Consider the following 13,159-nt stretch of genomic DNA (forward strand, 5'->3'; position numbering starts at 1 on the left):
AAGTAACCATTTATGATAAGATGAGATTTTTTGAATTTAGTGAAGATTTCACAAAACCTTTAGTCTAAAAGTAAACTTGATTATTCGGCAAATTTCCCTTTGAGTTTTAATTCTATCTTTTCCTTTACTCCTTTCATAATGGTTGTAGTGATAGGTTTGGATATTGTGGAAAGAACAAACGGATTTTCATTTAGCTCATTTAGCTCCACATAATAGTTTGAAGTGGTAAGAATAAAAACAATACAATTGTCTGGATTAGCGAAGGTGGATATTTCTTTTAAAAATTCCCAACCGTTCATAACGGGCATATTAAGGTCCAGAAATATTACATAGTCTTTTTCAGAACTATATTCTTTTTTTAGGCGTTCCAATGCCGCTAGACCGTTAATGAAAGTATCTATAGTTCCAAGCAGACCTGTTTTTTTTATTTCCTTCTCGAGTAAAAAAGTAAATACTTCATCATCCTCTACTAAAAATAACTTGTAATTCATTTGATATCTTCTAAATTAATGAGTGAGTAGGTATGCTCAACAGTTTCTTGTATTACTTTATCTATCTCCTCGCCTGAATGAAATATGTGATTTAGTACTTTTTCTCTTTCCATGGAATTGAGTTGTTCTTCTTTCAACAGAGAAATAAGCCCCTTTAGTCTTGCAACCGGAGGGCGAACTACATGAGATTGGTTCCAAGCAATTTCTTTTAGCTTTGCATTTTGTTCTTTAATCGCTTTCAAGCATAGTATCCGCTCCGTAATGTCCCTTGAGTTTAGAACAATACCGTTTAAAGTGGGTTCATTTATTTGATTGATAGCTATGGATTCTATCCACCTCCATTCACCTTTTTTATTGCGAAGTCTAAATGGAGTCATTTGGACTTGCGATTTTTGTTTTACTTCAAGAAATTGCTCACGAACAGATTTTTTATCTTCGGTATGTATGTAATCAAATACACTAGTTCCCAAAAATTCATGAGGCGGTATTTGTAATACTTTAGTAGAGCTCGGACTTATATAGCTGTAAATTGCATTAGTGTCTAAAACGGCTATGAGATCGCTCCCCTCTTGGACTAAGGTTTTAAATCTTTTTTCACTTCGAAATAGTTTGTTCTCTGCTTTTTTCACTTTTGTTATATCTTTTGCGATACAATGGAGAAGACCATCATTTTTGTCCCAATTAATGGACCATAACATGGGAATCAAAGAAGAATTCTTATGGATAAGTCTATTTTCAAAACTTTGAACCTTGGTGCCAGGTAACAATGACTTCACAATTTTTGTGGTTTTTTTCATGTCATCCTTACAAACAACATCCATAAATGACCTTCCAACTAATTCTTCTGAGGTATATCCTAAAATTCCTTCACATGCTTTGTTTATATTTAAAAAATGGCCTGTAGCACTTATGGTGCAGATAATATCCAAGGACGCATCCATTATTTTAGTCATCCTATTTTTTTGCTGATAAATGTCTTTTTTTGCCTTTCGTAACTCGAATAACTGCATCACCTGGCGTCCCAGGATTTTTAGATTTTTGTATTGCTCTTTAGAAAGTGTTTTTGGTTCAGTGTCTAGCACACATAAAGATCCTAGTAAATCACCATTGGGAGATTTCAATGCAACCCCCGCATAGAAAATTATATTTTCATTTGAAATCACGAATGGGTTTTCTGAGAATCTTCTATCTATTCTTGTATCCTCAATAATTAACTCATCTTTGTTTTCTTCCAATAGATATTTACAAAATGATACTTCCAAAGCAGTTTCTTTAACAGATATCCCATGTGTAGATTTAAAATATTGTCGTTCTGCATCGAAAAGATTTATGAAGCTAATAGGGGTATTACATATAGATGCTACAAGAGCTGTAATATCATCATATATACACTCTGGCAGGGTATCCAGTAGTTCATAGGACACCAATGTTTTAAATCTCTCTATATCATTTAAACGGTTCTTTTTCACAACTCTAGTCTTAATACCTTTACCTTTATAATAGCAACATCCTAAAAACCTTATAATAGAAAAATGCTTTAAAAAAGAGGGCAAAACTACAATTAAGCCTTTCGGTTTAGAGTGGTAAAATAAATTTTAATGAAACTTTAGTATTCGATTTTTTGAGGGTAACTGGCTGTAAATCAGAATAAATAGATTTTAATGATAATTATTATTAAAATTGATAGATAAAAATTATGGATTTAATAATTTATAAGCCAAAGTTGTATGTTTTTAATAGTTACGATATCGATGTAGATAAGTAACATTAAGGTGTAAATTTGTGCTAAATAATTCAAAGTAAGGAAATTGTGATTATGATATGTTAATTTTTTTAAGATTTTAGTATTTGTATAAAGCAACCCTTTAGGGTAAATTGCATCTCCCCTTCAAGTTCCCTTTCGTTATGAGTAAAAACTTCCTTTTTTTCTTATGTTTTGTAATGGTTTTTTCTTCTTGTTACGCCCAAGAAGATGCGACGCTGAAAAAAAATCAAATAGCCACTAACTTAATTTTACCGCTCTTAGAGAGTGTTGATTTGAGTTATGAACGCACCATTGCTAATAAATGGGCCCTAGGTATAGCCGCTGCAATTTATGGAGAGGATGGTCAAGATTTGTCTACTTCTTATTCCAATGGCTATGATTTGACTACATCTTATGAAGTAATGCCCTTCGTTAGAATATACTTTCAAGGCGCACAGAACAAAAGTCATTTCCTGGAGGTTTTTGGCTCGCTGAGCAGAATGGAAGAACGTGGTGCATTTATTCGTAACACCAATGAACAAGGTTTTGGGGTCTACGAAAGGGGTGTGCGCGATTTCACAGTAGGTGGTTTGGGAATTGGCTATGGCTATCGTTTTTTGCTACTCGAAAAAAAGTTGGTTTTGGAAGCCCAGTTTGGAATTAGAACCAATTTTGATGTAGAATTCTTTTTTTTAAATGCTGCTTTAGTTCGTACAGGTATTAAAGTAGGATATAGATTTTAATCACTATTTATGAAGACAAAGGCTTGTATTTTGCTTGCTGGTATTGGATTGCTATTACAGAGTTGTTATTCTTATGATGACGAAGGTGGTAGTAGGTATGTAGAGCTGCAATTAACGGATGCATTCAATTTCGAAAATGACAAAAACTATGTTGTTGGCGATACAATTTTCTTAGAACTGAACTTTAGCCGTTATTTAGAGGAAGAAGGCTTTTCTAATTTATTGGATGTTTATGAAAGTACGGATTCAGAAGAATTCTCATATCCATTAGAACTTCTTAAATACTCGGCACTCAGTGATAATTTTGTCTTCACTGAAATTGCTGAACAATTTATTTTTGCTGAGAAAGGTTCTGTTGATGGTTTGTATTGGGTCAATGCAAAATTGAATGATTCAAGGGATACTTACGAATCGCGTATAGGATTAATACTTGCGGAAGAAGGAGAGTATCGGTTAAACACCCAATTCCTGGAGTTGGAAAGTAAATGGAATTTTGATAAAATAAGTATTGGAATAATTCACCAGTTCTCCGATAAGACCGAAGAGGATTTTGAATTTATAGTTTCAGAATAATTAGTACTTCAGTTAAATTTTAAAACGGAAACACCCTACATTTGGGGTCATGTCAACAATACCCGATAAACTTCATCAGAAACTTAAAAATAGAGTTAAGGATAATTCACTGCGCAGCTTAGGAAATACGGCTAGCGAAGTAGATTTCACCTCTAATGATTACTTAGGTTTTGCTAGGAACGAAACTATTTTTTCAAAGACTTTTCAATCTTTATTAAATCATAATATAGCTGAAAACGGAGCTACAGGTTCTCGCTTATTAAGTGGTAACCATGAGCTATATACCGTTTTAGAACAGAAACTAGAAAAGTTTCATGATACGGAAGCCGCATTGGTGTTCAATTCAGGGTATGATGCCAATGTTGGTTTTTTCAGTGCTGTTCCTCAACGGGGGGATATTATTTTTTATGATGAACATATCCATGCCAGTATTAGAGATGGTATTGGAATGAGTCATGCAAAGAGCTATAAATTTTCACATAACGATTTGTCTGCCCTTCAAGCTAAAATTGAGACAACGCATAGCGTTTTAGACATCGAAAAGGATACGGTGATCTATGTGGTTACAGAATCGGTCTTTTCAATGGATGGGGATATTCCAGATTTAAAAGCTTTTACTAAATTTTGTATTGCAAAGGGTTATCGGCTTATAGTAGATGAGGCACATGCCATTGGAGTGCTAGGGAAAAAAGGTGAAGGCTATGTGCAGGACTTAAAGCTTCAGAAAAATATTTTTGCGCGTATCGTTACTTTCGGAAAAGCTATGGGAGCCCATGGAGCGGCAATTCTTGGAAGTGCGGATTTAAAGCAGTATTTGATAAATTTTTCTCGTAGCCTTATCTACTCTACGGGTTTGCCACCACATGGAGTAGCAACAATTATTTCGGCATATACTTATTTAGAAGAAGAAGGACAAGTAGAACGACAAGAGTTAGCGGATAAATTAAAGTACTTCAAAGAAAAAGTAAAAAAATTGAAACTGGAAAAATATTTTGTTCATAGTGATGCGGCTATCCAATCCTGTGTTGTACCAAGTAATAATAAGGTGATAATTGTATCCGAGAAGCTCAAGGATAAGGGCTTTGACGTTAAGGCTATTTTACCACCAACTGTACCCGAGGGGCAGGAGCGTTTGCGCTTCTGCGTGCATAGTTACAATGCCAAAGAGGAGATAGGATTGGTTTTAGAATTATTATCCCGTTATCTTTAAGTGTATGGAAGAAAAATTTTATCAACTGGCCTCTTTTGAATATGCCGCTGATGTTCAGATTGTAAAGGGAAAACTAGAATCAGAAGGAATTCCGGTATTTCTCAGGGATGAAAATACGCTCAACTCGGACCCATTGATAAGTAATGCAATCGGCGGTGTTAAACTACAGGTGTATTCAAAAGACAAGGAACGTGCTCTTGCTATTTATAATGAGGTACGGGCCTATGCCTTGGATGGTAATGACAATCCTGTTGTTTGTCCTAATTGTAAAGCAACTAAGTCCGAGGTATATTATAACAGGAAAGGTGTTTTTTATAAACTTTTCCCTTTTTTCGAAAAAAGAAAATATAAGTGCTTAAATTGTGGTATCATCACTAACCCCTAGCTTTAATGCAGAAAATATTTGTTACAGGAATATCAACAGAGGTCGGTAAGACCATAGCCTCATCCATAATTACGGAAGCCTTAGCGGCAGATTATTGGAAACCTGTACAGGCAGGAGATTTGGATAATACCGATAGTCATAAAGTCGCTAGCTATATCAGCAATAACAAGACGGTAATTCATCCAAGTAGTTATGAGCTTAAAACACCTATGAGCCCCCATGCTGCGGCAGACATAGAAGGTATACGAATAGACAGGTTTCATATTACAGAGCCGGAAACCACCAATCATTTGGTCATAGAAGGTGCTGGAGGCCTACTTGTTCCTTTGAACGAAGAAGATACGATGTTCGATATTATTATGCCCAGTTATAAGGTGGTCGTGGTATCAAGGCATTATCTGGGAAGTATAAACCACTCATTGCTCACCATAAATTGGTTGAAACAAAAGGGATATGATGTTTCGCTTCTATTTAGTGGAGATGCCAATCCACATACGGAGAATATCATTCTTCAGAAGACGGGTGTTTCTTTAATTGGTAGAATTGATGAAGAGCCGTCCTTCGATAAAGGTGTAATAAAAAAATATGCCGATAAGTTCAAGCATATTTTGGAAACCCTATAAGCGTTGTAGTATTTCTGCTTTTTCAACTACGGCATGAACGCGATAGTGTTTCAGCAAATAGGCATCTATATATTTATTTAGTTGTTCTTCCTTTTTGTCAAAAACACGACGACCTTGTCTAACGACGATAGTCTGTGGACGCAGTTCTTCCATAATGTAACGTAGCTCGTCTATTGCTGTTCCTCTTTCATTATCAAAAAAAGGAAATAACTCGTCCCTGCAAATGTTACTCGGGTGTGTTGCGGCTTTGGTAGGAGGTAGTGATTCTAAATTCCAATACCCTATATGGTATCCTAGAAAAAGAATATGCTCTTTCTCCAATTGGTTATTGTGAATATAGTCGGGAACAGTAAAGCCTTCCCCATTAAAAAAGGTACCGTTCTTAAATTTACTTTGTACGATGTTGGCATATTCAAGGTAGCTTTCAACAGGTATCAAAAAAAGCAAGAATAATAGTGCCTTTGGAAGTTTTGGTTTGTAGTTAGTGCTTAGGGTGTGCACAGTAACCGCTAAAAGAACAAGTAACATGGGGTAAAGTTGAATTAGATAATGCCCGTTAATTCTTCCTCCTTTTAAAAAGGATACTAAAACCCCAATAATGGCAACTAAAAGAACAGTATGAGTGGTATTCTTGAAATCTAGCCAGTTTTTTTTCCAAGAGAAGAATAAAAAACCACCGACCAATAAAAACGTTGGAGCTAATTTAAAAACCGAAAATCGTCTTGCTCCCGTGTATTCCAATGGGGCTAAAATCACTGATTTCCACCAAACCATACCTTCACCTAAATTATAATATGGTATAATAGTAAGTGCTATTATGCATAAAATACCGATACCGTATAATAGAGTATTCCAAATCCATGTGGTGTGTTTAGTCCTTAGAAATTTGTAGAGCAGAAAAAATCCAAGTAATAAAATGGGGTAGGCCATATTTAGTTTTACCATAACGGTGATACCCATTAATAGACCGGCAACGAAAAACCACATCGGTTTTTTCTTTGAAATAAACAGATACAGTCCTGGTACAAAAAAGGCCATACAAATATGTTCTGACATAACCCCTTGCAGACTTCCGAATAAACTTAGTAGGAATACGCAGAAAATAGATGCCCAAAATGCTACTTTTTTAGGACTTATTCTTGAGCTAATCTTAAAGGAGAAAAAGGCGGTCATTACTACTAAAAGCGCACCAAAAAAACGAATAGCTAAAAAGCTCTTGCCAAAAACGGCGATGATAGCGGCAAAAAAAGCAAACGTGAGTGGTGGTTTTAAGTCCCAAAGTTGCATGTAGGGAAGTTGACCATCTGCCCATGACTGGCCTAGGAGTATGAAGGTACTTTCATCACGATCAATGTAATCCCTAAAAAAAAATGGAAATCGAATAAGAAAGCTTAATACAAACAAACTCAGGAAAACCCATGTATCATTCAATTTTTGATAGGAAGAGAAAATAGATGTAATGTGGTTTTTTTTCATCTTTCACTTTTATACCTCGTCTTTAGAGGGGTCAAGATTTATGGTATGAATCTTAGGTTAGGGAAAAATAAGAGCCATTTCGTTCAATTATTTCCCATCTTTGCAAGATAGATAAATTGAGGATTTTTAGATTCTATGAAAGCGCAAAATCTATCCGAAAGAGACAAAAAACACTTGTGGCATCCCCTGACCCAACATAAAACGGCGGCAGCTCCTTTAGGTATAGCAAAGGCTGCGGGGGCCGTATTCTGGGATGAAGAGGGCAACGAGTATATAGATGGTATTGCCTCTTGGTACACGGCAATGTACGGGCATTGTAATGAATACATTACCAATGCCATATCCGCGCAAATGAAACAATTGGATTTTGTTATATTCAGCGGATTTACACATGAACCTGCGGTGCAATTATCGGAACGATTGGTAAAATTATTACCGGATAATCAAGAAAAAATATTTTTCAATGATAATGGCTCCACTGCTGTTGAAGCAGGGATTAAAATGGCCTTGCAGTACTATCATAATAAAGGCGAAAAGAGAGATACATTAATTGCTTTTGAAGATGGGTTTCATGGAGATACCTTTGGAGCTATGAGCGCCTCTGGGATTTCTTCATATAATGGACCCTTCAATGATTTTCTGTTAAATGTAAAACGTATTCCAACCCCAAAAGAGGATACTATTGAGGAGGTGCTGGTACAGTTAGAAAGTATTTTACAAAACCATAAATGTGCTGCCTTTATTTTTGAACCTTTAGTGCAAGGAGCTGCCGGCATGAAATTTCATTCAGTGAAGGGTTTAGATGCGCTTATTAAGAAATGTCAAGAGCATAATATACTTTGCATAGCTGATGAAATTATGACTGGTTTCGGTAAAACAGGTAAAAATTTCGCCTCCGAGTATTTGGAGAACAAACCAGATATCATATGCTTAAGCAAAGCGTTGACGGCAGGTATATTTCCACTTAGTATTACTAGTTGTTGTAAAGCCGTATTTGATGCTTTTTTAAGTGATGAAGTACACAAAGGATTCTTTCACGCCCATACATTTAGTGCCCATCCATTAGGTTGTGCTGCTGCCTTGGCGGGATTGGACCTGTTGGAATCTCCTGAAATATTGGAACGTCGCACCTATATAAAAAATGCGCACGAACATTTTGTCAACGAGATTAAGGGCCATTTAAAAGTAGGCAATGCACGCTGTATGGGTATAATTATGGCTATTGATTTGAAAATAGAAATGGAGCGTTACGGTAATTTAAGAGATGAATTATATCGGTTTTTAATGGATCGGGGTGTCATCTTACGCCCATTAGGAAATACGATTTATGTATTGCCCCCTTATGTAATCACCAATAATCAATTACATGAAATATACGATGTAATCACAGAGCTATTGGAAACCTTTTAAAAGCTATTTTGAAAGAAGAAATATCCATAACAGCAGTAGCTTCTATTTCCCCGTTGGGAGAATTATTAGAAGGTGCTTTTGAACAGTATCAGCAAAACACGCATTGTTTTGTTCAGCGGAACTACAATAATCGAGACACTTGGGTAGCTTCATTGCCTGACAATGTATGGGAGAAAATTAAGCAGTTAAAAAATTCAGATACCAAATACAAAAATCTGGATGATAGTGTACTTTATGCCATTTACGCCTCTAGAAAAGCGATTAAAACTGCAGGATGGTCAGGTGGTGATAATTTTGGAATAAACATTGGCTCATCTCGTGGAGCAACCTCGCTTTTTGAAAAATTCCATGCAGAATACCTAAAAAATGGTAGAACGGCTACATTAGCTTCTCCTACAACTACATTAGGAAATATTTCGTCGTGGGTGGGGCATGATTTGCAAACTCAAGGCCCAGATATTTCCCATTCCATTACCTGTTCCACTGCCTTACATTCCCTATTAAATGGGGTTGCATGGATTCAAGCAGGTATGGCAGATAAGTTTTTGGTGGGCGGTAGTGAAGCACCCTTAACCCCGTTCACCGTATCTCAATTAAGAGCATTAAAAATTTATACTCCCGCTGCCCTGAGTTTAAGCGGACAGGAAAATCCATATCCCTGTAAAGCTTTAGATTTAACCAAAAAAAAGAACACCATGGTTTTGGGAGAAGCCGCATCTATGGCTTGCTTGGAAAAAGGTGTTTCAAAAAATACAGTAGCTATTATCAAAGGTGTAGGCTATGCTACGGAACCTTTGGTGCATAATGTTTCTATTTCTACCGATGCTGTCTGTTTTCAGAGATCCATGAGAATGGCCTTAGGGGATATTTCCCCAGATGAGGTAGATGTTATAGTAATGCATGCGCCTGGCACTATTAAGGGCGATTTGAGTGAAATTAGAGCAATAGAAAAAGTTTTTTGTAACAAAAAGCCCTTCCTAACTACTAATAAATGGAAAGTAGGTCACACTTTTGGGGCCTCCGGGATGTTGAGCTTAGAAATGGCCATACTAATGTTGCAGAAGCAAAAAGCCATAAAAGTTCCGTATGTAAGCTACGAAAGCACCCCAAAAACTATTCAGAACGTACTGGTAAATGCGGTAGGTTTTGGAGGTAATGCGGTTAGCATACTACTTTCTAAATTAGGATAATAAAACTCCTACAAATCTCAAAAAATAGTATCTTTCAATGGGCTTTTTGAAAAGTCCTATAACCGATTAAAGTTATCTCTATGGAACAATGGTTCACCGCCTTAACGCTTTTTGAAAAAATATATTGGAGTGTTGCGCTTATTTCATCTGTAATATTTGTGGTGCTTATCATTTTAACCCTTGTTGGAGGTGATGCCGATGATATGGGCGGTGATGTTGATGCTGAAATAGATGGCGATGGTGGAATTGGATTTCAATTTTTATCCTTCAAGAATTTAATGGGGTTTTTGACCATTTTTGGCTGGTCGGGCATCGCGTGTTTGGATGGCGGACTTTCAAAATTTCTCACAGTTTTTATTTCTGTAGTATGCGGTCTTCTAATGATGACAGCGATGGCAGCATTATTTTATTACCTCGCTAAATTGCAAAGTAGTGGAACCCTAAAACTAAAAAATGCCTTAAATCAAATAGGGGAGGTTTATTTAACCATTGGAGCTAACAGGTCTAAAATAGGCAAAGTGAGTATTAATGTACAAGGAACTTTAAGGGAGTTAGAGGCCTTAACAGATGAGTCACATGATCTTAAACAAAGCAACGTGGTGCGTGTAAAAGAAATCACGGCTAACGGAATATTAATTGTAGAACTCTTAAATAAATAACCATATGATATTACCATTACAACTAGGCGGAGGAGCCTCCTTACTGGCCATTGGCTTTGCAATTTTATTCTTTTTCATTATCATCATTTCCTTTATTCGGAGATACAAAAGGTGTCCGTCAGATCGTATTTTAGTGGTCTATGGTAAGGTAGGTTCTGGAAATTCTGCCAAATGTATTCACGGTGGTGCAGCGTTTATATGGCCTGTTATTCAGGACTATGAATATTTGGATTTGACACCCATTTCAATTGAGGTAGATTTGGCTAATGCGCTTAGTAAGCAGAATATCCGTGTTAATGTACCTTCAAGATTTACCATTGGGGTGTCAACAGAACCTGGAATTATGCAGAATGCTGCCGAGCGACTTCTAGGCTTGGGTATGCAAGAAGTTCAAGATTTGGCCAAGGAAATAATATTTGGTCAGTTGCGTTTGGTTGTAGCTTCTATGGATATTGAAGAAATTAACTCTGATAGGGATAAATTCTTAACCAATATATCACAGAGTGTAGAATCAGAGCTAAAAAAGGTTGGTCTAAAGTTGATTAACGTAAATATTACGGATATAGTTGATGAATCTGGCTATATAGAGGCTTTAGGTAAAGAGGCTGCTGCTCATGCCATTAATGCTGCTCGTAAGTCAGTAGCAGAGAAAAACAGGGATGGTTCTATTGGTGAGGCTAATGCTGTACAAGATGAAAGAACACAGGTAGCGGCTGCTAACGCAAAAGCTGTAGAGGGAGAGAATGTTGCCAAGATAAATGTTGCGAATTCAGATTCTTTAAGAAGACAGCGCGAAGCAGAGGCGGAACGTACCGCAATAGCTTCTGAAAAAGTACAATCAGCAAAAGCATTGGAAGAATCTTATGCCGCCGAGCGTGATGCAGAATTGGCAAGAGCGGAAAGGGTGCGAAGTTCGCAAATGGCCGATATAGTTGTCCCTGCTGAAATTGACAAAAAGAAGGTGGAGATTGATGCTGAAGCAGAGGCCGAAATGATACGAAGAAAAGCAAAAGGGGAGGCTGATGCCATTCTTTTTAAGGCACAAGCGGAAGCCAAAGGATTGTTCGAAATTTTGACCAAACAGGCACAAGGTTTAGATGAAATCGTAAAAGCTGCTGGGAATGACCCCAAGGATGCGGTATTGTTATTGGTTGCCGATAAGTTACCCGAATTGGTTAAAACGCAAGCCGAAGCTATTAAAAATATTAAGATTGATAAAGTTACGGTTTGGGATTCTGGTGCAAAGGGCGAAGATGGTAAAAACTCCACGGCCAATTTTATTTCAGGAATGTATAAGTCAGTACCTCCGTTACAAGAAATGTTCAATATGGCAGGGATGCAATTACCAGAATATTTAAAAGGTAAAGAAGTTCCTAACGAAAAGGAATCGCAGAATACTAAAAAGACTAACGTTTCCAAGAAAAAAGAAGAATAGATTTTAATCAGTTATAGCAAAAAGGCCAAAGTGTAAACTTTGGCCTTTCTTTTTCATATTATTCTTGATTTATGCTAAGACAAACTAACTTTGAATTTCATATTTTTGATTTATGAGTGAAGTAAGAAATAATTGGACCAAGGAAGAAGTTCTTGATATTTATAATAAACCTTTAATGGAGCTGTTTTATGATGCAGCAACCATTCACAGAAAAAACCATGACCCTAATACGGTTCAGGTTTCCACACTACTTTCTATAAAAACAGGTGGTTGCCCTGAGGATTGTGGTTACTGCCCACAAGCTGCTCGTTACCACACGGATATAGAGGGTAATGAATTAATGACGGTGCCACATGTAAAAGCACAGGCCTTAAGGGCTAAGGCTTCAGGTAGTTCCCGTGTTTGTATGGGAGCAGCTTGGCGCAATGTAAAGGATGGTCCGGAGTTTGACCAGGTGTTGGAAATGGTGCGCACCATAAACAAATTGGATATGGAGGTCTGCTGTACCTTAGGAATGATAACAGAAAATCAGGCAAAACGTTTGGCGGAAGCAGGACTGTACGCCTATAATCATAATCTGGACACATCAGAGGATTATTATAAGGACGTCATTTCCACCAGAGCTTTCGAAGACCGTTTAGACACCATAGATAATGTTCGGAAAACTAATGTTACGGTTTGTAGTGGTGGTATCATAGGTATGGGCGAAAAATTGGAAGATCGTGCCGGAATGTTGGTAGCACTTTCCTCTTTAAGTCCGCAACCAGAGTCTACACCAATAAACGCTTTAGTACCTGTCGAAGGGACTCCAATGGAAGACATAGAACCAGTTGCTATTTGGGATATGATCCGGATGGTAGCAACAACACGTATTGTTCTACCCGAAACGCAGGTAAGATTATCCGCAGGTAGAACTCAGATGAGTAGAGAAGGACAGGCCATGTGTTTCTTTGCAGGTGCAAATTCTATCTTTGCAGGAGATAAGTTGTTAACCACGCCAAACCCGGATGTAAACGAGGATATGGAAATGTTTAAACTTTTAGGTTTAAATCCTCAGAAACCGTTTACTAAAGTTACCCAACCGAAAACAGTGGAAGCATCGGATTCTGAGTTTAAACCGTTAGGTGAGAAACCAAAATGGACAAGACCTGGCCATAAAATTGAGCGGAACGAGGAGGCAAAACTAAAAGCCAAATTAACGGACTAACCTTATATTATTG

13 protein-coding genes are annotated in these 13,159 nt (G+C 37.1%); 10 read left to right on the forward strand and 3 right to left on the reverse strand.

Translation table 11 applies throughout. The annotated features are described in order from the left end of the window. Positions 1-80 precede the first annotated feature (80 nt). Both SJY09_RS15130 and SJY09_RS15135 read right to left on the reverse strand, forming a co-directional pair. A complete protein-coding gene (locus SJY09_RS15130) occupies positions 81-491 on the reverse strand; it encodes a response regulator (protein ID WP_396636538.1) in 411 nt (136 codons plus the stop codon). Further along, a complete protein-coding gene (locus SJY09_RS15135) occupies positions 488-1,960 on the reverse strand; it encodes a PAS domain S-box protein (RefSeq protein WP_396636539.1) in 1,473 nt (490 codons plus the stop codon). The genes SJY09_RS15130 and SJY09_RS15135 overlap by 4 nt, the downstream gene beginning before the upstream one ends. A gap of 436 nt (positions 1,961-2,396) precedes the next feature. Here SJY09_RS15135 and SJY09_RS15140 point away from each other — a divergent pair, with 436 nt between their 5' ends. The 5 genes from SJY09_RS15140 to bioD are packed head-to-tail and all read left to right on the forward strand — an operon-like array spanning position 2,397 to position 5,769. Further along, positions 2,397-2,978, forward strand: coding sequence for a DUF3575 domain-containing protein (locus SJY09_RS15140; protein ID WP_396636540.1), 582 nt, complete (start codon positions 2,397-2,399; stop codon positions 2,976-2,978). Positions 2,979-2,987: 9 nt separating this feature from the next. Then, positions 2,988-3,551 carry a hypothetical protein gene (locus SJY09_RS15145; RefSeq protein WP_396636541.1) on the forward strand — a complete coding sequence of 188 codons (564 nt, stop codon included), beginning with the start codon at positions 2,988-2,990 and terminating at the stop codon, positions 3,549-3,551. 49 nt (positions 3,552-3,600) lie between these two features. Beyond that, on the forward strand, positions 3,601-4,761 hold the full coding sequence (locus SJY09_RS15150; RefSeq protein ID WP_396636542.1) for an aminotransferase class I/II-fold pyridoxal phosphate-dependent enzyme: 1,161 nt from the start codon (positions 3,601-3,603) through the stop codon (positions 4,759-4,761). A 4-nt stretch (positions 4,762-4,765) separates the two neighbouring features. After that, on the forward strand, positions 4,766-5,146 hold the full coding sequence (locus SJY09_RS15155) for a DUF2007 domain-containing protein (RefSeq protein WP_396636543.1): 381 nt from the start codon (positions 4,766-4,768) through the stop codon (positions 5,144-5,146). 5 nt (positions 5,147-5,151) lie between these two features. Beyond that, positions 5,152-5,769 (forward strand): dethiobiotin synthase, encoded by a 618-nt coding sequence (bioD, locus tag SJY09_RS15160; protein WP_396636544.1) that lies wholly within the window; start codon positions 5,152-5,154, stop codon positions 5,767-5,769. Here bioD and SJY09_RS15165 read toward each other — a convergent pair. Continuing rightward, entirely contained in the window at positions 5,764-7,245 is a 1,482-nt protein-coding gene (locus SJY09_RS15165; RefSeq protein WP_396636545.1) for an ArnT family glycosyltransferase, read from the reverse strand. The two genes, bioD and SJY09_RS15165, sit on opposite strands and share 6 nt — an antisense overlap. Before the next feature lie 135 nt (positions 7,246-7,380). On the opposite strand from SJY09_RS15165, the gene bioA reads away from it, so the two are divergent. The 5 genes from bioA to bioB all read left to right on the forward strand — a co-directional run bounded on the left by bioA (position 7,381) and on the right by bioB (position 13,146). Next, a complete protein-coding gene (gene bioA, locus SJY09_RS15170) occupies positions 7,381-8,655 on the forward strand; it encodes an adenosylmethionine--8-amino-7-oxononanoate transaminase (RefSeq protein ID WP_396636546.1) in 1,275 nt (424 codons plus the stop codon). 8 nt (positions 8,656-8,663) lie between these two features. Beyond that, positions 8,664-9,845 carry a beta-ketoacyl synthase N-terminal-like domain-containing protein gene (locus SJY09_RS15175; protein WP_396636547.1) on the forward strand — a complete coding sequence of 394 codons (1,182 nt, stop codon included), beginning with the start codon at positions 8,664-8,666 and terminating at the stop codon, positions 9,843-9,845. Between the two features lie 80 nt (positions 9,846-9,925). Further along, a complete protein-coding gene (locus SJY09_RS15180; protein WP_396636548.1) occupies positions 9,926-10,504 on the forward strand; it encodes a hypothetical protein in 579 nt (192 codons plus the stop codon). Positions 10,505-10,508: 4 nt separating this feature from the next. Further along, positions 10,509-11,939, forward strand: a complete 1,431-nt coding sequence (locus SJY09_RS15185; RefSeq protein WP_396636549.1) for a flotillin family protein — start codon at positions 10,509-10,511, stop codon at positions 11,937-11,939. Positions 11,940-12,051: 112 nt separating this feature from the next. Next, the gene (gene bioB, locus SJY09_RS15190) at positions 12,052-13,146 is read left to right on the forward strand and encodes a biotin synthase BioB (RefSeq protein ID WP_396636550.1); all 1,095 of its coding nucleotides are present in this window, start codon (positions 12,052-12,054) and stop codon (positions 13,144-13,146) included. The last annotated feature ends 13 nt before the right edge of the window (positions 13,147-13,159 follow it).

This window comes from Maribacter sp. R77961 (assembly GCF_044594925.1).
Classification (GTDB): Bacteria; Bacteroidota; Bacteroidia; order Flavobacteriales; family Flavobacteriaceae; genus Maribacter.